Source organism: Tessaracoccus luoxuelianae (genome assembly GCF_055326245.1).
The window spans coordinates 52,040-72,840 of the sequence record NZ_JBUZNO010000005.1 but is presented as its reverse complement, the minus strand read 5'-3'; the positions used below and the strand labels follow the sequence as shown (position 1 = coordinate 72,840).

Sequence of the window (20,801 nt, the reverse complement as noted above, 5' to 3'; positions counted from 1 at the left end):
GTTCCCTGATGCGGGGGCGCGCACCCTCCTCCAGGCAGAAATGACGCTGGCCCGGGATCGCTCCCGGGCCAGCTGCCGTCTCACGAGGCCGCGCTGTCGATCCTCTCGAGGGCCGCTTGCCAGCGCCGCTCCAACTCATCCGCGTCGACGTCCTTGGGCAGGTGCTCATGGACGAGTTCGAGCTCGGTCCGGTCTCCGGCTTGACGCATGTGCAGGTCCACGAGCGTGCGCGGGGCGCCGTCGCTCGCGTGCCAGGAGAATCTGATCTGTTCTCTGGGATGGAAGCTGCGCGTCACGCCGTACGTGCCGTCTGAGGCGCGCCAATCCTCGCCCTTACTACCCAGCTGTCCCCCTTCGCCGAGCAGTGCTTCGGCTCCGTGGGGTTTCATGAGGACATTCCACACGCTGTCCAACGGGTGGGCGACCACGCGTGTCACCCGCACGCTTCTCGGTTCGGTGGTCTCCTCCATGGTCTCCATGACTGCACCTCCTGGTAAGCCGGGCAACGACTGTGGTGCCCTTGTCCATCCAGCGTAGTACCGCCGGTCTGACGTCGGGCAGGGGGATGGGCAGAAACCCGCCCGGACCCCGCAGGTCAGAGAATTCTCCCTCCATCTGAGCCCTGAAACGGATACGCTCCCAAGCAATCGAACGGTCCCGCTGACGAGGCCCGATCCCCGGGTCGGCGGCGCCGCTGAAGGGGGTCCCCGTGAGCATTCAGAACCCGACAGTCGTGACGCTGCTGGCGCCGCTGACCGGAGTGCTTGTGCCGCTGGACCAGGTGCCGGACCCGGTGTTCGCGCGCAAGATGGTGGGCGACGGGATCTCCATCGACCCGTTCGGTCACATCCTGATCTCCCCGGTGGCGGGTGAGGTGATGGACGTCCAGCCCTCCGCGCACGCCGTGACCGTGCGTAGCGACGAGGGGCTCGAGATCCTCATGCACATCGGGCTGGACACGGTGCGCCTCGTGGGCGAGGGGTTTACACCCAAGGTCAAGGCCGGCCAGCGCGTCGCGGTCGGGGATCCGCTGATCGAGTTCGACCTCGACGAGGTGGGCCGCAAGGCCAAGAGCCTCCTCACCCAGATGGTGATCACCAACTCGGACGCCGTGGCGAGCATCGAAGCTGCCACCGGGCTGGTCACGGCTGGCGTCGACGTGGCCGCCACCGTCGTCCTGGCGGTTGCCTCCGACGATGACCCTGCCGCCGCCGGCCCGGCGCGGACCGCGGCCTCCGACGGCATCCTCGTGCCCAACCCGACCGGCATCCACGCCCGCCCGGCCGCGACCCTGTCCGCCCTTGCGAAGCAGTACCGCTCCGATATCCGGCTACGCCGTGGCGACGAATCGGCCAACGCCAAGTCCATCGTCTCCGTGATGGGCCTGGCCGTGGCGCGCGCCGAGAAGGTGACGTTCACCGCCCACGGGCCGGACGCCGAGGACGCCGTCGCGGCGTTGGCGCAGGCCGTTCGTGATGGCCTGGGGGAGGACTGCCCACCGCTGACCACCGCCGAGGAAGAGGTTCCCGCGAGGCGGGCCGTCGCGGAGCCGGAGCCCGAGGTCGAGCCAGAGCCGGAGCCGCAGGCCGTCGGCCCGAAGTCCGGGGACTGGGACCTGATGCTGGGTGTCGCGGCCTCGCCGGGCCTCGGGATCGGCCGCGTGCTGCAGATGCGGCGCAAGGACATCGACGTCGACGAGGTGGCCGAGGATCACCACCTGGAGCGGCGCAAGCTCAACTCAGCCATCGACCGGGCCCTGCTGGACCTGTCCGCCCTCGAGAAGCGGCTCGCCGACGAGGCGTCGGAGGACAAGGCGGCCATCTTCGCCGCGCACCAGGAGATCCTGGCGGATCCCGACCTGCTGGACCTGGCGGCAAGCGCAATCGACAAGGGCAAGTCTGCACCGTTCGCGTGGCGGGCCGCGTTTGCCACGTTCGCCGATCAGCTGGCCGGCCTGAGTAACGAGGTGCTCGCCGGGCGCGCCAACGACGTGCGCGACGTGGGCCAGCGGGTCCTGGAGGAGCTCACCGGCCAGCGCTCCGAGCGCGCCGAGTTGCCGGAGAACACCATCCTCATCGCCGAGGACCTCACCCCGTCGGACACCGCCCAGCTGGACCGCAGCCGCGTCGTAGGCTTCGCCACCTCAGCCGGCGGCGCCTCCAGCCATGTGGCCATCATCGCCCGCTCCCTCGACATCCCGGCCGTCGCCGGAATCGAGGGCAGAGCTCTCGAGATCGCCGACGGCACCCTGGTGGTCCTCGACGGCACCGCGGGCTCGCTGCGGATGAACGTCACCGAGGACCAGGTGGAGGAGATCCGTGGGAGGCAGGAGCGGCTCGCCGTCCGCAAGGCTGAGGAGGAGGCGGCCAAGGATGAGCCTGCCGTGACCACCGACGGTCATCGCGTCGCGGTGGTGGCCAACATCGGCGGCGTGGAGGACGCCGAGCGCGCCATGACCAAGGGCGCCGAGGGCGTCGGCCTGCTGCGCAGCGAGTTCGTGTTCATGGGACGCGCCACCGCGCCCACGGAGGACGAGCAGGCCGAGATCTACGCCCAGTGCTCGCGGGCGCTCAGCCCGGGCCAGCCCCTGGTCATCCGGACGCTGGACGTGGGCGGCGACAAGCCGCTGGCCTACCTTCCGATCCCGGCCGAGGAGAACCCGTTCCTCGGCATCCGCGGCGTGCGCGTCGGGCTGGAGCAGCCGGAGGTGCTCAGGACCCAGATCCGGGCCATCCTCGACGCGGCGGGCGCCGGCGCGAAGCTGCACGTGATGTTCCCGATGATCGCCACCATCGAGGACTGGCGGCGGACCAAGGCCATCTTCGACGAGGAACGCGCCGCCCACGCGCCGGACGCGGACGTGGTGGTGGGGATCATGATGGAGGTCCCGTCGGTGGCCGTCATGGCCAAGCAGTTCGCTGCTGAGGAGGGTTGCGACTTCTTCAGCGTGGGCACCAACGACCTGACTAGCTACACCCTCGCCATGGACCGTGGCCACCCGAAGCTCGCAGCCCAGGTGGATCCGTGCAACCCGGCGGTCCTCACCCTGATCGGTGGCGCCGCGGAGGCGCTGCACGCGCACGGGAAGTGGCTGGGCGTGTGCGGAGGTGTGGCCTCGGATCCGCAGGCCGTGCCACTCCTCGTCGGGCTCGGGGTGGACGAGCTCAGCTGCTCGATCCCCGCCATCCCGGCGGTCAAGGCCATGGTCCGCGCCTACGACCTGGTCACCTGTCAGGAGTTGGCCGCCCGTGCGGTGGCCTGCTCCACCCCGCAAGAAGTCCGGGCGCTCGTGCCCATGGCTGAGAACTGAGAGGCGATCCAAGATGAGCACCGCACAGGACATCGTCACCGCCGTCGGTGGGGGCGGAAACATCGTCGGGCTGAGCCACTGCGCCACCCGCCTCCGGTTCCAGCTGCGCGACGCCTCGGGCATCGACGTGGCCGCCGTCGAATCCATCAAGGGTGTGATGGGCGCGGTGCCCCAGTCGGGCGAACGCTTCCAGGTGATCATCGGCGGCGCCGTGCAGAACGTCTACAACGAGATCAACGAGCTGCCGGAGCTCAAGAACCAGACGCCATTGAGCGACGAGGAGCTCAAGGCCGCAGCCCGGGCCGGCGGAGTACGGGGCAGGTTCGCCTGGATCGACTCGTTCTTCGAGTTCCTCTCGGACAGCTTCCGTCCCATCCTCGGCGCCCTGCTCGGCGCCTCCCTGTTCATCACCTTCATGTCGCTGATGAGCACCCTCGGCGTGATCGGGAACTGGGCGGATCCGCGCGTGACGCTCCCGCCGTCGTGGCAGTTCATGAACCTGCTGTGGCAGTCGGTGTTCGTGTTCCTGCCGCTCATGGTGGCCTACAACGCCTCGAAGAAGCTCGGCGCTGACCCATGGGTGGGGTTCGCGATCATGGGCCTGGTCATGTTGCCGGGCTTCAGCGCTCTGGGCGGCATCGACGAGGCCTACACGGCGATGATCGCGGGGAGCGAGGTGACGCTGGTCGACATCTTCGGCGTCCCGCTGACCATCTTCAACTACTCCTCGCAGGTGTTCCCGCCGCTGCTCATGGCAGGGGTGCTGGGCCCGCTCTACAAGCTGTTGAAGAAGGTCATCCCTGAGAACCTGCACCTCATTTTCGTGCCGTTCCTCGCCATGCTGGTCATGCTGCCGCTGACGGCCTTCCTCATCGGCCCGATCGGCGTCTACGCCGGCGCCGGCCTGGCCTCGGTGCTGGAGTCCATCAACGCCTTCTCGCCGTTCATCTTCGCGATCGTGGTCCCCCTGGCATACCCCTTCATGGTGCCGCTGGGTCTGCACTGGCCGATCAACGCCATCATGCTGCTCAACATCTCGCAGAACGGGTTCGACTACATCCAGGGGCCCATGGGCGCCTGGAACTTCGCCTGCTTCGGGGCCACCGCCGGAGTGCTGTACCTCGCGTGGAAGGAACGCGATGTCCAGATGCGGCAGACGGCCTCCGGTGCGTTGGCCGCGGGCCTGCTCGGCGGCATCTCCGAGCCCAGCCTTTACGGCATCCATCTGCGATTCAAGAAGATCTATCCGCGCCTGCTGGCCGGCTGCCTCGTCGGCGGCGTCATCATCGGCTTCGGCGGTGGCCTGAAGACGAGCGCGTTCGTGTTCACCTCCCTGCTGACCATCCCGGCGTTCGACAACATCGCCCTCTACGCCCTGGCCATCGCGGCTGCGTTCTTCACCTCGATGCTGCTGGTCGTCTTCACCGACTACCGCACGCCGGAGCAGAAGGCGGCCGCACGCCGCGGCAACGTGGACGCCGACGTCGCCGCAACGGCGGAGCCCCGCATCATCGTCGTCGACGATGTCCAGGTCAACCAGGCCCGCCAGTGGGTGACGGCCCTCGGCGGCGAGGAGAACGTCGACGGCGTGGAGTGGATCGCTGAGACCCGCGTGCGCGTCGGTGTCAAGGACGACTCCCTCGTGGATGTCGAGGCGCTGCAGCGGGCCGGCCTGGCAGGCGCGGTCAAGGTGGCGCCCAACACGTGGCACCTCGTCGCCGGTCTGGAGGCGGAACAGTACGCCGAGGGGATGCGACGGCGCCTCGCCTCCGTCTGACTCCTAGCCCCATCACCCGCCGCCTCCCGGGCTGGCGGGTTGGGAGGGGTTTGAGCAAATGGCAGGGCTCACGGTTCTCTGGATCGATCAAATAGGCCCGAGTCCGCGTTGACCCATGCCATTTGCTCAAACCCGATCCTGGCCCGAGCGCTGGGGCGGCCTCTCGCTCCGAGCCCGGGGTCATAGAGTGTGGACCATGTCAGCAGAGCCGCTGGAAATCCACATCATCGCCGACTCGACGGGGGAGACGGCCGCCCGGATCGCGCGGGCGGCGATCACCCAGTTCCCGAGCCGCGACTTCACCATCGTCCGCCATCGCAAGATCAACACCACCGCGGCCCTGCTGCGCGCGTTGGAGGCCGTCCGCGACAGCGCGCCTGCCGCAGCCGTGTTCTTCACCCTCGTCAACGAGGAGCTGGCGGACCTGGTGCGCAACTTCTGCCGCGACGCCGACCTCCCGTACGCGGACCTGATGACCGACGCGATGCACGCCCTGGAGCGCATCTCGGGCATCGAGGCGGACCAGGTGGCGATGCGTCCCCCCGGGGTGGAGGCCGAGTACTTCGTGCGGATGGCGGCCATCGACTTCGCCGTCCGGATGGACGACGGCTCCCTCCCTGCAGCGCTGCGGGAGGCCGACATCTGCCTGGTGGGGCCGTCGCGATCCGGGAAGACGCCCCTGTCGATCTACCTGGGCTACATGGGCTACAAGGCCGTCAACGTGCCGCTGGTGCCCGGCATCACGCCACCCAAGGAACTCTTCGAGCTGGACCGGTGGCGCATCGTCGGATTGACGATGGACGCCGAGCGGCTGCTGAAGATCCGCGGGCAGCGCGTGCGGGGCATGGGCGGCTTCGGCACCAAGGACGGCTACGCGGACCTGGTCAAGATCTATGACGAACTCGACGAGATCGGCAAGGTCCAGAAGCGCCTGGGGTGCCCCATCGTCGACACCACTGGGGTGGCCATCGAGGAGGCGGCGTCGCGGATCATCGAAATGGTCGACGATCGGGCCAAGCAGGTGGGCGCACGACTCCGTCGCCCACCGGGCATCGTCCGGCCGGGCACGCCCTGGTCTCCGTGATCCCGCAAGGGGTGGGAGAAGTTCGCCCCTGGGGCGCGGTGCCGAGGCGTCGGGTCTAGGCTGGGCGACGGATGGGGACATCGAGGTCCCCAGGGTTGTCAAAGGAGATTTCCCCAGCATGAGCGAGGATCGTTACATCTATGACCTGTCCGAGGGTGACGCCACGATGCGTAACCTCCTCGGAGGTAAGGGCGCCGGCGTCGCGGAGATGAAGCGCGTGGGCGTTCCCGTGCCCGACGCGTTCACCGTCACCACCACGGCCTGCGTCCAGACCATGAAGCGCAAGGGCGAATGGCCGGAGGGCCTCTCGGATCAGATCGCGGCCGGTCTGGCCCGCCTGGAGGAGCGCACCGGGCGCACGCTCGGCGGCAGCGAGAAGCCGCTGCTCGTCTCCGTCCGCTCCGGCGCCGTCCACTCGATGCCAGGAATGATGGACACCATCCTCAACCTGGGCATCTCCGACGAGTCGGTGGCCGCGGTGGCCGCGGAGTCCGGCAATGAGCGCTTCGCGTGGGACTGCTACCGCCGCTTCATCCAGATGTACGGCGAAGTGGTGGAGGGCGTGCCCGGGCATGCCTACGAGGATGCCCTGACCGCACTCAAGCACCAGCGCGGCGTCGAGCTGGACACTGACCTGTCCGCCGAGGACCTCAAGGGCCTCGTCCAGTCCTTCAAGGACATCTCCAACGACCACCTGGGCGGCGAGTGGACCTCGGACCCCGTTGAGCAGCTCAACCGGGCCATCGACGCCGTGTTCAAGTCCTGGCTCAACCCCCGCGCGGACGTCTACCGCCGCGCCCACAACATCCCTGCGGACCTGGGCACCGCGGTCAACATCATGCAGATGGTCTTCGGCAACCGCGGCGACACCTCGGCCACCGGCGTCTGCTTCACCCGCGACCCCTCCACCGGCGAGAAGGCCCTCTACGGCGAGTTCCTGGTCAACGCCCAGGGCGAGGACGTCGTCGCCGGCATCCGCACCCCCCGCCCGCTCGGTGAGATGAGGGAGGTGCTGCCCGAGGCCTACGACGAGCTGATCGCCACCATGCACAAGATGGAGCAGCACTACCGCGACATGCAGGACATGGAGTTCACCGTCGAGAACGGCAAGCTCTACCTGCTGCAGACCCGCAACGGCAAGCGCACCGCCGCGGCCGCCCTCAAGGTGGCCTCGGACCTCGTCGACGAGGGCCTGCTCACGCAGGAGGAGGCCCTGATGCGCATCGAGCCCGGACAGCTGGATCAGCTGCTGCACCCGGCCATCGACCCGCATCACGGCAAGACGCCCATCGCCCAGGGCCTGCCGGCCTCACCCGGCGCCGCCGTCGGCGAGGTGGTCTTCGACGCGGACACCGCCGCGGAGCGCGGGGGTCGCGGCGAGCCCGTGGTCCTCGTCCGCTTCGAGACCACCCCTGACGACATTCACGGCGTCATCGTCTGCCAGGGCATCCTCACAGCCCACGGTGGCATGACCTCGCACGCGGCCGTCGTGGCACGCGGCATGGGCAAGCCGTGCGTGGCCGGCGCTCAGGGCATCCGGATCGACACTGTGGGCAAGACCCTCACCATCGGTGATCGGGTCATCGCCGAGGGCGAGATCATCACCCTCGACGGCACCGAGGGCCTCGTCTACGGCGAGGAGCTCGAGCTCATTCCTCCGCAGATCAATGAGGACTTCTCCCGTGTGGTCGAGTGGGCCGACGAGGTGCGCCGCCTCGGTGTGCGCGCCAACGCGGACAACTTCGAGGACGCGACGAAGGCCCGCGAGCTGGGGGCCGAGGGGATTGGGCTCTGCCGCACCGAGCACATGTTCATGGCGCAGGACCGCCTTCCCGCGGTGCGCAAGATGATCCTCGCGGAGAGCCCGGAGCAGCGCTCCGCCGCGCTCGCCGAGATCCTGCCCATGCAGCAGGTGGACTTCGAGGGCATCTTCACCGCCATGAAGGGGCTGCCGGTCACGGTTCGCCTGCTGGACCCGCCGCTGCACGAGTTCCTGCCCAACCTCGTGGAGCAGTCGCTGCTGGTGCAGCGGCTGGAGCTGCAGGGTGGGGACGCGCAGGAGTTGGCAGACGCCAAGGCGACGCTCGCCCAGGTCAAGAGGCTGCACGAGATCAACCCGATGCTCGGCACCCGCGGCTGCCGCCTCGCCATGCTGTACCCGGAGATTCCGGACATGCAGGCCCGCGCCATCGTCCGCGCCGCGCTCGCGGTGCTGGACCGTGAGGGGGAGACGGTGGGCGTGGAGATCATGATCCCGCTCGTGGCGTTGACCCAGGAGCTGGAGACCCAGCGGGCCATCGTCGTCGCGGCTGTGGAGGACGAGCTGGCCAAGGCAGGTCGTGAGCTCGACTACACGGTGGGCACCATGATCGAGCTTCCGCGCGCCGCGCTGGTGGCGGACAAGATCGCCGAGTTCGCGGACTTCTTCTCCTTCGGCACCAACGACCTCACCCAGACCGCCATCGGCATCTCCCGCGACGACGCCGAGAACGGGTTCCTCACCACCTACGTGATGGAGCGCGTGCTGGAGCGCAACCCGTTCGAGACGATCGACGTCGAGGGCGTCGGACAGCTGGTGCAGATGGGCGTGGAGAAGGGCCGCTCGGTGAAGCCGAAGCTGAAGACCGGCGTCTGCGGTGAGCACGGGGGGGATCCGGACTCGATCGAGTTCTTCAACTCCGTCGGCCTGGACTACGTGAGCTGCTCGCCGTTCCGGGTGCCGATCGCGCGGTTCGCGGCGGCGAAGGCGGTGCTGAAGCAGCGCTGAGCGCAACTGGATGATGGGGCGGTCGGCAGCAGTGTGCTGCCGACCGCCCCTCCTCGCGTCTCGTCCCATTCCGCTGGCTGAGGTGCCGCGGAGCGGCCTCGAAGCCTGAAGAACGTGACCTTGTCAGCCTCCGTTTCAGTCAGCGGTTGGGTCAGCGGCGACCAGCGGCCTGCCCAACATCAGCGTTGGGCTTGGACCTCGCGCAGCAGTTCGCGGAGGGGCCTGACGAGGTGCAGGTCGAGGAAGTGCTCGATGCCCTCCGCGACGTTGACGTCGTTGACCTTCAGCAGCCACTGGATCTGGAGCCCATCCCAGAGGGCGAACATCTGCGACGCCACTCTCAGCGGGTCCAGGCCGGGCTTCAGGTGGCCCTGGTCGCGTGCGGCGGCCAGCGATTCCCCCGCGATGTCAGTCACCCACTCGTATCTGCGCCTCATGTAGGCGTTGGCCGGGTGTTCGGGTCGGGTCGCCTCGGCCGACAGGACCGCGAAGAGCTCGATCTCGCCGGGCTTGAAGGCGCTCTCCCGGGCATACTCGACGAGCCAGCCCAGCACCTCGATGCCTGGCGGCTTCCCCATGGTCAGCGCGCTGGCGCCCTCGTCGCGCCGCTCCAGGACAGCTGACAGGAGGGCCACCTTGTTGGGGAAGTGGTGCAGCAAGCCCGCCTGGCTGATGCCCGCCAGAGCAGCCACCTCCCGTAAGGACCCTGCCTCGTAGCCCTGCACGCCGAAGACCTGGAGCGCTGCGTCGAGGATCCTCGCCCGGGTGCCTGCGGTCTTGCGGTAGGTGCCCCGCGGGCCCGCCGTCGTCTCATCGGGAACGATGGGCGAAATCGTCACGACAACCTCCTTTGGTTGCTGTCAAGTATCGGGCATCACGAGTGTGTCTCAAAACCTACCGCCTGCTCGGTTTTGTTGCTATGGTTTCCGTCAGAAGGCCGAAGCAAGGATGCGCGGCCACAGTGTGAAGGGACCAAAGATGATCCGTAGGGACTTCCTCAAGATCGGCGCCGCATCTGTCGCAGTGGCCGCATTGGGACTCTCAACCGCCTGTTCCGATGACGGCGGGACCGGTACCGAGACCGGTGGCGCCTCGCCGAGCGGCGGCGCAAGCGGCGGCGAGCTCGTGATGGGCCTGATCTCGGCACCCATGTCGTTCGACCCGTCCGTAGCCGAGTGGGGCAACCGCCTCCCGTATTACCAGGCTGCCTACGACACTATGTTGGTAGCCACACCGGACGCCACCATCGAGCCCTGGCTCGCCACCGCCTTCGAGTACGACGAGGCGCAGACGACCCTCACCCTGACCCTGCGCGACGACGTCACCTTCTCCGACGGCGAGAAGCTCACCGCCGAGGCCGCCGCTCTCAGCATGAACCGCTTCAAGTCCGGCACCGGCCCTGACGCCGGCTACATGGCCAACGTCGACGCCATCACCGCCCAGGGTGAGAGCACGGTCATCGTGACGTTCACCGCACCGGATCCGGCGTTCCTCAACTACCTGACCCGCACTGCCGGCCTCGTCGCCAGCCCGGCTGCGGTCGAGGACCCCAACCTGGCCACCGAGCCCGTCGGCTCCGGCCCCTACACGCTCGATGTGGCCAACACTGTCACCAACACCAGCTACACCTTCCTCAAGCGCGAGGGCTACTGGAACCCCGACGTGCAGCACTACGACGCCATCGTCATGCGCGTCTTCGAGGACACCACCGCCATGCTCAACGCGCTGCGCGCCGGCGAGATCAACTACGCCAAGCTCTCCTCGGCCGAGACCTTCGCGGAAGCCGAGGGCGCAGGTTGGACGCTCAACAAGAACGAATTGGACTTCCAGGGCCTGCTGCTGCTGGACCGCGCGGGTGTGCAGACCCCTGAGCTGGGCGACGTCCGCGTTCGCCAGGCCATCAACCACGTCTTCGACCGCCCAGCCATGCTGCAGGCAGTCGCACTGGGCTACGGCACCGTCACCGGCCAGGTGTTCCCACCCACGTCGGCCGCCTACGACGAGGCACTCGATGAGCGCTACCCCTACGACATCGAGAAGGCCAAGTCTCTGATGGCGGAGGCCGGCTACGAGGCCGGGTTCTCGATGGACATGCCCAGCTCGCCCGTCCTCGGCAGCACCGTCTACGCCCTCGTCGCGCAGGCCCTGTCCGAGATCAACATCACCGTCAACGACGTCCAGCCCGGCCAGAACTTCATCGCCGACCTCCTGGCGCCGAAGTTCTCCGCCGCCTTCATGGCGCTCGAGCAGAACCCGGACTGGCAGCTCACGCAGTTCATGATCGCCGAGAGCGCCGTGTTCAACCCGTTCAAGTACGCCGACCCCAAGGTCGCGGAGATCCTGGACGAGTACCGCACGGCCGACGACGCCCGCCGCGACGAACTGATCAAGGAGCTCAACGCCCACATCGTCGAAGAGGCGTGGTTCGCGCCGTTCTACCGCGTCAACGGCGTGATCGCCACCGATGCTCAGACCACGGTGACGATGCTTCCGACCAACACCATCCCTAACCTCTACGACACCAAGCCCGCCTGATCGGAACTGAGTAGATGCTGCGTTTCATCGGACGCAGGCTGATCGCCGGGGTGGTGCTGGTCTTCGCCATCACCACCCTGGCCTTCGTCCTGCTGTATCTCGGCGGCGGCGACATCGCCCGTCGACTTGTCGGACAGACCGCCACGCAGGAACAGGTGGCGGCCAAGGCGGCCGAGCTGGGCCTGGACCGCCCCCTCTGGGAGCAGTACATGAGCTGGCTGGGCAACGCGCTCACCGGTGATTTCGGCCGGTCCTGGTTCTCCGGGCAGCTCGTCATCGACGGCGTCACCAGCCGGCTGATGGTCACACTCTCGCTGGTCATCGGCGCCACTCTGATCACCGCAGTGTTTGCCGTGATTCTCGGGGTCCTGGCGGCTCTCTCCGGAGGCTGGGTTGATCGCGGCATCCAGTTCCTGACCGTGCTCGGCATGGCCATCCCCGGCTTCCTCATCGCCGTGGGCCTGGTCTTCGTCTTCGCCATCGAGCTCGGGTGGTTCAACGCCACCGGGTTCACCCCGCTGAGAGACGGCTTCGGCGGGTGGGCGCGGTCTGTGGCCCTCCCCATCACGGCGCTGGCCATCGGCGGATCGTCCGCGGTGGCCCAGCAGATCCGAGGATCCGTCGTCGACGCGCTTCAGAAGGACTACGTCCGTACGCTGCGCTCCCGCGGCCTGGGCACCCGGAGCGTCGTCTTCAAGCACGTCCTCCGAAACTCCCTGAGCCCAGCCCTGGCGGTGCTGAACGTCCAGTTCATCGGCATGCTGGGCGGCGCCGTCATCGTGGAACAGGTCTTCCAGATGCCCGGCCTCGGCCAGCTCTCCGTGGGTGCCACCACACAGGGTGACATTCCAATGGTGATGGGTCTGGTGGTGGCCACAGCGGTCATCGTCATCATCGTCAACCTCCTGATCGACATCGCGCAAGGTCTGCTGAACCCGAAGGTGAGACTCGGATGAGCCAACAAGTCACTCTCCAGATTCCGGTGGCCCCCCAGGCGGCCAAGCGGTCCGGGGTGCTGCGCCGCGTGTTCCGCAACCCGGTGGCCGTCTTCGCCATGACATTCCTTGGGTTGGTCGGCCTCGCCGCGCTCTTCGGTCCCATGTTGGCGCCGCTCGACGGCAACAAGGCCGACGCCTACAAGATCCTCGCCCCCGCCGGCGACGGGTCCCTCCTCGGGTACGACGGCGCTGGCCGCGACATCTTCTCCCGTCTCCTGTCCGCCACCCAGATCTCCATCTCGGCAGCGCTCGTCGCCCTCGTGGTGGCTCTCCTCATCGGCGTCACGGCCGGCCTCCTCGCCGGGTACTACAAGGGGTGGCTCGACACCACGTTCACGTGGGTCACGTCGCTGACCATGGCCCTGCCGGGCATCATCGTCCTGCTGGCCGCCCGCGCTGTCGTCGGGCCGTCGGTGTACTGGTCGATGGTGATCTTCGGTTTCCTGATGAGCCCGTCGTTCTACCGGCTCGTCTACGCCTCGGTCAGTGCGGTGCGTGAGGAGCTCTACGTCGATGCGGCGCGCGTGGCCGGCCTGTCCGACGCACGCATCATGAGCCGGCACATCCTCGGCGTCGTCCGGGCGCCGATCATCATTCAGGCCTCGATGATCATGGCGATCGCGATCGCGATCCAGTCCGGCCTCGAATTCCTGGGCATCGGCGACCCGCAGACCCCCACCTGGGGCTCGATGCTCGCGGATGGGTTCGACGTCATGTACCGCATGCCGATCAACATGCTGTGGCCGTCACTGGCCATCGGCCTGACCACCATCTCGCTCACTCTCCTGGCCAACGCCATGCGCGACGCCCTCGAACGGACCGCGACCGCGGGCCGGAAGAAGAAGCGGTCCGATCCCGAGAAGAAGGCGGCCCCCGCGTCCCTCAAGCACGAGGACGACGCCCGCATCGCGGAGCGCACCGGCGAGGTGCTGCTCGAGGTCACAGACCTGCGGGTCGGCTACGACCAGCCCGACGGTGCCGTGATCGAGGTGGTCCACGGCGTGGACCTGACGATCAGGCGCGGCGAGGTGCACGGGCTGATCGGCGAGTCCGGCTCGGGCAAGACCCAGACCTCCTTCGCGGTCCTGGGCCTCCTCCCGACTGGTGGGCGGGTGCTCGGCGGCTCGATCGTGTTCGAGGGAACCGATCTGGTCTCCGGGAGCGCCCGCGGGCATGCCGCGGTGCGGGGCAAGAAGATCGCCTACATCCCGCAGGAGCCGATGAGCAATCTGGATCCAATGTTCACCATCGGCAGCCAGCTCGTCGAGCCACTCCGAGCAACCATGGGGCTGGACAAGGTGGCTGCCAAGGAGCGGGCGCTCGCGCTGTTGGCGCGGGTCGGCATTCCCGAGCCGGAGCGCACCTTCAACTCCTATCCCCATCAGGTCTCCGGCGGCATGGCCCAACGCGTGCTGATCGCCGGTGCGGTGTCCTCGGACCCGGACCTGCTCATCGCCGACGAGCCCACCACGGCGCTGGATGTCACCATCCAGGCTGAGGTTCTGGACCTGATCCGGGACCTGCAGAGCGAGTTCCACATGGCTGTGCTGCTGGTCACGCACAACTTCGGCGTTGTCGCGGACCTCTGCGACCGCGTCTCGGTGATGAAGGAGGGCCTCATCGTCGAAACTGGGCCTGTCAGGTCCATCTTCAAAGCTCCCCAGCACGACTACACCCGCTCGCTCCTCGACGCCATGCTCGACGAGGACGGTCCCGTCCGCCCGCCGCTCACCGTTGGAGGCGTCGCATGACCACCACGCTCCTTGAGGTCAAGGACCTCGACGTCATCTACCCGGGTGGCGGTGGCCGCAAGCCCTTCCATGCCCTGAAGTCCGTCTCCCTCGACATCCTTCCGGGCGAGACGGTGGGCCTGGTGGGGGAATCGGGCTCCGGCAAGACCACCCTGGGCCGCGCGGTCCTCGGGCTGGCCCCGGTCAGCGGCGGGTCCATCACGTTCAACGGTCAGGACATCTCGCAGCTGCACCGCAGGGAGCGCCGAAAGCTGGCCAAGGACATCCAGGTGGTGTTCCAGGACCCGTATTCCTCGCTGAACCCGTCGATGACGATCGAGCAGATCCTCGCCGAGCCGCTCACCGCCAACGGCGTCGAGGGTAAGGCGGCGCGGGCGCGGGTGAAGGACCTGCTGGACAAGGTCCACATGCCCACCGACTCAGGCAGCCGGCTCCCCAAGGAGTTCTCCGGCGGCCAGCGTCAGCGGATCGCCATCGCCAGGGCGCTGGCCCTCGACCCGAAGCTGATTGTCGCCGACGAGGCGGTCTCGGCGCTGGACCTGTCGACGCAGGCCCGCGTGCTGGACCTGTTCGTCGAAATCCAGGAGGCCACCGGCGTGGCCCTGCTCTTCGTCACCCACGACCTCGCCGTCGTGCGGCACGTCAGCCACCGGGTGGCTGTGCTGTACCGCGGCGAGATCGTGGAGTCCGGGCTGGTCGACGCGGTCACCAAGCACCCCGAACACCCCTACACCCAACGTCTGTTCATGGCGGCCCCGGTTCCTGACCCGGACCGCCAGGAGGCGCGCCGCGCGCAGCGGCTGCGGATGCTCGCACAGCAGGCGGAGATGAAGGAACAGGCCGGCGCGGGCCTTGAGCTCGACGCTCTCTGAGCACCCCCTCGGGGAGGCGGCCGACCCGCCTCCCCGACCCACACCACCCCTGACTGAAGCACGGGAGAGACCAACAATGACCCACATCGACGCCCTCGTGGCGCAGCTCGACCTACCCACCAAGGTCCGACTCCTCACCGGCGAGGACTTCTGGACCACCATCGAGATCCCCGAGATCGGGCTGCGCAAGATGACCCTCTCCGACGGCCCTTCCGGGGTGCGCGGCCCGGTCTGGGACGAGCGGTCTCCGTCGCTGAACATGCCGTCGGCCACCGCCCTGGCCTCGTCCTGGGACGTCGAGCTGGCCGGCGAGTACGGTGCCGCAGCGGCGTCCGAGGCCCGCCGCAAGGGTGTGGACTGGGTGCTCGGCCCCACCATCAACCTCCACCGCTCGCCGCTCGGCGGCCGCCACTTCGAGTGCTTCAGCGAGGACCCGGTGCTCACCGGCGAGCTGGCCGCCTCCTACGTCGCGGGGCTGCAGGACAACGGCGTGGCCGCGACACCCAAGCACTACGTGGCCAACGACTTCGAGACCGACCGCTTCACCGTCGACGTCGTCGCCGGCGAGCGCACGCTGCGCGAGCTCTACCTCGCGCCGTTCGAGCGGGCCGTCGAGGCGGGCACCTGGTCCATCATGAGCGCCTACAACTCGGTCAACGGGGCCACCATGACCGAGAACGACCTGCTGCGCGACCCCTTGCGCAGCGAGTGGGGCTGGGACGGCGTGGTAGTCAGCGACTGGACCGCAGTCCGCAGCACCGCCGCGGCCAACGCCGAGCAGGACCTCGAGATGCCCGCCCCCGGCGTCTGGGGCGACGCGCTGCTGAAGGCGATCGAGTCCGGCGAAGTGTCTGAGGAGGCCATAGACAGGCATGTCGCGCGGATTCTGCTGCTCGCGGAGCGCGTTGGAGCGCTCGGCGACGCCACCCCCGCCACGCCTGCCGCTGTGGACGGCATCGCGTTCGTCCGTCGCGCCGCAGCCGAGGGGATGGTGTTGCTCTCCAATGACGGCAGCCTCCCGCTCGACGCGTCGGGGCTGACGAGCGTGGCACTGATCGGCCACAACGCCGACGAGGCCCGCACCCAGGGCGGCGGCAGCGCCACCGTCGTGCCGGAGAGAGTGGTGAACCCCCTCGACGGGCTCCGGGCCGCGCTGCCCGGCGTCGACGTGACCTACAGCCTCGGGGCGGTGGTGCAGGAGGGTGTCGCGGCCATCAACCCGGAGCAGCTGGCCAACCCCCGCACCGGCGGTCGCGGACTGGTGGCCACCTTCCTCGACGCCGACGGCAACGAGTTGATGACCGAGGACCGCTTCGCCACCTCCCTGACCTGGTTCGGGGGTGGAGAGGACGTCATCCTGAAGGCCGCCGTGCTCGCGCTGGACACCCGCTTCACGCCCGCGGTCACGGAAGAGCGCGAGCTCGGCTTCGCCACCTCCATGCGCGGCCGCGTGTTCGTCGACGGCGAGCTCCTGTTCGAGGATCAGCCCATCGTGACCGGCACCGACCTCGGGGCCGCCCTGCTTGCGCCCCCGTCGGAGACCCGCCCCGTGCAGTTCACCGCCGGGCAGCCGCTGGACCTGCGCGTCGAGTTCGACCTCGGTTCCACCCAGTTCGCCCTCATCGGCGCCATCGGGGTCACCTTCGGCACCGCGCCCGCCAACCACGATCCCGACGACCTGATCAGCGCCGCGGCGAACGCCGCCGCCGCCGCGGACGTGGCCGTCGTCGTGGTGGGCACCAACTCCAAGGTCGAGTCCGAGGGCTACGACCGCGAGAACCTGGACCTCCCCGGCCGCCAGGACGACCTCGTCCGCGCCGTCGCCGCGGCCAACCCGAAGACCATCGTCATCGTCAACTCCGGGTCCCCGGTCCTCATGCCGTGGCGGGGCGACGTGGCCGCCGTCCTGGTGGGCTACTTCGGAGGCCAGGAGTTCGGCAACGCCATCGCCGACGTGCTGATGGGGGAGGCGGAGCCGGGTGGCCGCCTGCCCACCACGTGGCCCGCCGCCCTCGAGGACGTGCCCGTCCTCAACTGCACCCCCGAGGACGGCACCCTGCGCTACGACGAGGGCATCCACATCGGCCACCGCGCCTGGCTGAAGGCGGGCATCAGCCCGGCCTTCGAGTTCGGACACGGCCTCGGGTACTCGTCGTGGGAGCTCGCCGACGCCACCGTCGAGACGGGTGCCGACGGCGTGGCCGTCGGGGTCCGCGTGACCAACACTGGAGACCGCGCGGGCAAGCACGTGGTGCAGGTGTACGTCTCTCGCGAGGTCAGCGCGGTGGACCGCCCGGTCAGGTGGCTCGCCGGGTTCGCCCCCGTCCGGCTCGAGGCCGGCCAGACGTCCACCGTCGAGATCACCATCGCGCGTCGTCGATTCCAGCACTTCGACGGCGGGTGGCAACTGGAGCCCGGCACGTTCTCGCTCCACGTCGGCTCCAGCGTGACTGACACCCCCCTGACCCTGGATGTTGAGCTGTCGTGAACCTCCCCAACCCCCTCATCCCCGGCTTCAACCCCGACCCCAGCATCGTGCGGGTGGGGAAGGACTACTACCTCGCCACCTCCACCTTCGAGTACCTCCCTGGCCTGCCGATCTACCACTCCACGGACCTGGTCACGTGGACCCACGTCTCCAACGTGGCGGTGCGTGACGAGCAGTTGGGCGTGGTCAACGCGCCCACCAACCTGGGCGTCTGGGCACCGACCATCCGGTTCCACGACGGGCTCTTCTACCTCATCGTCACCGACACCGCCGGCCGCGGCACGTGCATCTTCACCGCCACCGACCCGGCCGGAGAGTGGAGCGACGGCGTGGTGGTGGACCTTGAGGGCATCGACCCCGATCTGGCCTGGGACGAGGACGGCACCGCCTACATCACGTACTCCGGCCTGGTGCTCTCGGGCCCCGACATCGGCGCGCATCGCGGCATCGAGCAGATCGTCGTCGACGTTGCCACCGGGGAGGTGCTGGAGCCGAAGCGGTCGCTGTGGTCCGGCGACGGCGGCATGTTCCCGGAGGCGCCGCACCTCTACGCGATCGGCAACCACTGGTACCTGATGGTCGCGGAGGGCGGCACCGAGCGCGGCCACTCCATCTCGATCGCACGCTCGCACTCGCCGCGAGGCCCGTTCGTCTCGTGCCCCGACAACCCGCTGGTCACCGCACGCGGCACCGCGCGGCCCGTCCAGTGCACGGGCCACGGCGACCTCGTCGAGGGCCCCGACGGCCAGTGGTACGTCGTGATGCTCGGCACCCGTCCCCGCGGCATGGTGCGCTCATTCTCCGCGTTGGGTCGCGAGACCTTCATCTCGCCGGCGCGCTGGACGCGCGACGAGTGGCTGGAGATCGACCCTGTCGAGCTCAACCCGCGCGACGGTTTCGGCTGGTCCGAGGACTTCGACGGCCCGCTCGGGCCGGAGTGGATGGGTGTGCGTCGTCTGCCGGCACGGGTCGCCGACCTCCAGATCCGCCCCGGTTGGCTGACGCTCACCGGTGAGGGCGAGGGCATGGGCGCCTTCCGGCCCGTGTTCGTCGGCCACCGCCAGGAGCACCAGACGTGCGAGATCCGCGCCGTCGTGGATGCCTCCCAGGGCATCGGCGGACTCGCGGTCCGCTACGACGAGGAGTTCCACTACGAGGTCGAGGCGGCCGGCGGCAGGGTCACGGCTCGCGCCGTCATCCCCGGCTTCGTCCGCGAGTCCTCCTTGGAGGTGGGCGACGGCCCCGTGACGCTCGTCGTGACCTCCGCGGTTCCCGCCGCGAAGGGGCTCGGGCACCCGTCCTCCGACATCGTCTCCCTGGGTGTCGTCGACGGGTCCGGCAGCGTCCGCGTGCTCGAGGAGGTCGACGCCCGCTACCTGTCCAATGAGGTCGCCGCCTCCTTCACGGGCCGCGTGTTCGGCGTCTACGCGACGGAGGGCAAGGTCGCGGTCGATCGCATCGACTACTGGGGCGACAACTCCTGACGGCGGCGTGGCACCTCCCCAGCGCTCCATGAGGAGGGTCGCCCGCGGAGCGGCGGGGCCCGTCCCCATCGCTCCCTGAGGAGGCGCGCCGCCGAAGGCGCGGGTGCCGTCTCGAAGGGTCGTGACTACCACCTTCACGCAGTTCTTGTGGTCGGGTGCGGTGAGGCGTGAGTCGATGCCCGGGCGGCCGTTGTCCATGTTCTTGAGGTTGTCGCGGCCGGGTCCGTGGCTGGGTTGTTGTGGCCGCCCGGGCATCGTCTCGCGTCTCCCCGCACTGGTCATGCCTGTGGCGTTGCCTTGTTCCGGGTGTGGGCCGGCAGGGCGGCGTTGGGGTCGGGTCTGCTTGAGCGGGATGCCAGCTGGGTGATCGTCGGGTTGGGCACCGCTGCGCAGTGCCGCCCTGCCGTCCCCCACCCTTGCTCTCAGGTGCGGGACCCTCTGTGATCGAACGTGGCTGCCCGCCGACAGCTGGGTGAGCCGGGCCGAGCCGCGCAGCGGCGCAGCCGCGTCGAAGCCTCTGGCACCTGGTCCGGTGTCTCGACCGACGTTCCGCCGCGGAGGCGGGACGCCAGTGCCGCCCTTCACGCTCAACCGAGGGCAGGGTGACCGGCACTACGGGCACGTTTCCGCGCAGAGGAGCACCCCACCATCAGCGGATCAGGGAGCCATGGCCTACAGCTCGCCTCGGCGAACTCGCGGCTGCCTCGGACCTCAGGAGAGTGGGGCGCGGAATCGTGCCCGTAATGGCACCCTCTGGTGGGCCCCCCGAGCGTGGAGCCCCGCACTGGCGCCCCGCCTCCGCGGACTTGGGATCCTGGTCGAGGTGATCGACCCCGACCCGCCTGACAACGACGACCTCATCCGCCGCAGCGCCGCGGTCTGGGCCAGTAACGCCCTGCGGTCCATGACACGCCCATCCGGACTTGCCTTCAAGTCAGCCAGCGGAGTGGGCCCTGCCCTGATCCACGCTCGCGCTGAACCAGGGCGAGGCCAGGGGTGTCACCGGGTGGCGTGTGGACCTCCGATCCAGGACAATCATGAGGTAGCAACGCCTTTGAAGGAGCGCCATGTCCGACCAGCCCGGATTCCGCCAGCCCGATCCGCAGGAGTCGCCCACCTACCCCGGGTCGGCAGACCCGTACGCGCAGCCCCTGGAGCAGAGCGGCCAGACCGAGCGGATGCCCATCTACCCGCCGAGCTCCCCGGATCCCTACGCGCAGCCCACCTATGGCGAGCTGCCGCGCGACGGCGGGTCCGCGACGGGCTACGCGCAGCCGGCCTACGGCGATCCGGCCCAGCCCTCCTACGGCGCCGACTACGGCCAGACCCCCTACGGCCAGGCGCCGTACGGCCAGGGAATCCCGCCGTCTTACGGCGTGGCGCCCTACGGCCAGCAGGCCTACGGCCAGCAGCCCGGCTACGGCTACGGCTACCCGGAACACCCTCAGGCCACCACCATCCTGGTGCTCGGCATCCTGGGCTTCTTCGTGCCCATCGTGCCGTTCGTCGCCTGGTACATGGGCGGCCAGATCAAGAGGCAGATCGAGTCCGGCGCGCCGTATCAGTGGGACGGAACCCTGAAGATCGGCTATCTGATCGGCAAGATCCTGGGCATCATCCAGATCGCCTCGGTGGTCCTCACCATCGTCTGGTTGGTCTTCATGTTCGGGCTCTTCGCCACCACCGGCTTCTAGCATCGCCCAGGCGCCCCTACACGCCTGAGACCCCCACGGGG

At 68.8% G+C, this 20,801-nt stretch carries 13 protein-coding genes; 11 read left to right on the top strand and 2 right to left on the bottom strand.

Annotated features, from left to right (window positions below):
• Nucleotides 1–80: 80 nt before the first annotated feature.
• Nucleotides 81–479, bottom strand: coding sequence for an SRPBCC family protein (locus tag ACZK39_RS08920; RefSeq protein WP_182781334.1), 399 nt, complete (start codon nucleotides 477–479; stop codon nucleotides 81–83).
• Between the two features lie 230 nt (nucleotides 480–709).
• On the opposite strand from ACZK39_RS08920, the gene ptsP reads away from it, so the two are divergent.
• The 4 genes from ptsP to ppdK all read left to right on the top strand — a co-directional run bounded on the left by ptsP (nucleotide 710) and on the right by ppdK (nucleotide 8,938).
• Nucleotides 710–3,310, top strand: a complete 2,601-nt coding sequence (gene ptsP, locus ACZK39_RS08915; protein ID WP_463613097.1) for a phosphoenolpyruvate--protein phosphotransferase — start codon at nucleotides 710–712, stop codon at nucleotides 3,308–3,310.
• Between the two features lie 13 nt (nucleotides 3,311–3,323).
• Nucleotides 3,324–5,087, top strand: a complete 1,764-nt coding sequence (locus ACZK39_RS08910; protein WP_182798935.1) for a PTS transporter subunit EIIC — start codon at nucleotides 3,324–3,326, stop codon at nucleotides 5,085–5,087.
• A gap of 196 nt (nucleotides 5,088–5,283) precedes the next feature.
• Entirely contained in the window at nucleotides 5,284–6,171 is an 888-nt protein-coding gene (locus ACZK39_RS08905; RefSeq protein ID WP_182781337.1) for a pyruvate, water dikinase regulatory protein, read from the top strand.
• 118 nt (nucleotides 6,172–6,289) lie between these two features.
• Nucleotides 6,290–8,938: a pyruvate, phosphate dikinase gene (ppdK, locus tag ACZK39_RS08900; RefSeq protein ID WP_182781338.1), complete on the top strand. Its 2,649-nt coding sequence runs from the start codon at nucleotides 6,290–6,292 to the stop codon at nucleotides 8,936–8,938.
• 179 nt (nucleotides 8,939–9,117) lie between these two features.
• On the opposite strand, the gene ACZK39_RS08895 is transcribed toward ppdK, so the two are convergent.
• Nucleotides 9,118–9,777 (bottom strand): TetR/AcrR family transcriptional regulator, encoded by a 660-nt coding sequence (locus tag ACZK39_RS08895; RefSeq protein WP_459055456.1) that lies wholly within the window; start codon nucleotides 9,775–9,777, stop codon nucleotides 9,118–9,120.
• 139 nt (nucleotides 9,778–9,916) lie between these two features.
• Here ACZK39_RS08895 and ACZK39_RS08890 point away from each other — a divergent pair, with 139 nt between their 5' ends.
• The 7 genes from ACZK39_RS08890 to ACZK39_RS08860 all read left to right on the top strand — a co-directional run bounded on the left by ACZK39_RS08890 (nucleotide 9,917) and on the right by ACZK39_RS08860 (nucleotide 20,760).
• The gene (locus ACZK39_RS08890; protein ID WP_459055454.1) at nucleotides 9,917–11,473 is read left to right on the top strand and encodes an ABC transporter substrate-binding protein; all 1,557 of its coding nucleotides are present in this window, start codon (nucleotides 9,917–9,919) and stop codon (nucleotides 11,471–11,473) included.
• Nucleotides 11,474–11,487: 14 nt separating this feature from the next.
• Nucleotides 11,488–12,429 carry an ABC transporter permease gene (locus ACZK39_RS08885; protein WP_459055452.1) on the top strand — a complete coding sequence of 314 codons (942 nt, stop codon included), beginning with the start codon at nucleotides 11,488–11,490 and terminating at the stop codon, nucleotides 12,427–12,429.
• Nucleotides 12,426–14,222, top strand: coding sequence for a dipeptide/oligopeptide/nickel ABC transporter permease/ATP-binding protein (locus tag ACZK39_RS08880; protein ID WP_459055450.1), 1,797 nt, complete (start codon nucleotides 12,426–12,428; stop codon nucleotides 14,220–14,222). The genes ACZK39_RS08885 and ACZK39_RS08880 overlap by 4 nt, the downstream gene beginning before the upstream one ends.
• The gene (locus ACZK39_RS08875; RefSeq protein ID WP_459055449.1) at nucleotides 14,219–15,094 is read left to right on the top strand and encodes an ATP-binding cassette domain-containing protein; all 876 of its coding nucleotides are present in this window, start codon (nucleotides 14,219–14,221) and stop codon (nucleotides 15,092–15,094) included. Before ACZK39_RS08880 ends, ACZK39_RS08875 begins: the two co-directional genes overlap by 4 nt.
• Nucleotides 15,095–15,170: 76 nt before the next feature.
• A complete protein-coding gene (locus ACZK39_RS08870) occupies nucleotides 15,171–17,582 on the top strand; it encodes a beta-glucosidase (protein WP_463613096.1) in 2,412 nt (803 codons plus the stop codon).
• Nucleotides 17,579–19,066, top strand: coding sequence for a glycoside hydrolase family 43 protein (locus ACZK39_RS08865; protein WP_463613095.1), 1,488 nt, complete (start codon nucleotides 17,579–17,581; stop codon nucleotides 19,064–19,066). The genes ACZK39_RS08870 and ACZK39_RS08865 overlap by 4 nt, the downstream gene beginning before the upstream one ends.
• 1,067 nt (nucleotides 19,067–20,133) lie before the next feature.
• Entirely contained in the window at nucleotides 20,134–20,760 is a 627-nt protein-coding gene (locus tag ACZK39_RS08860) for a chromosomal replication initiator protein DnaA (RefSeq protein ID WP_182798933.1), read from the top strand.
• The last annotated feature ends 41 nt before the right edge of the window (nucleotides 20,761–20,801 follow it).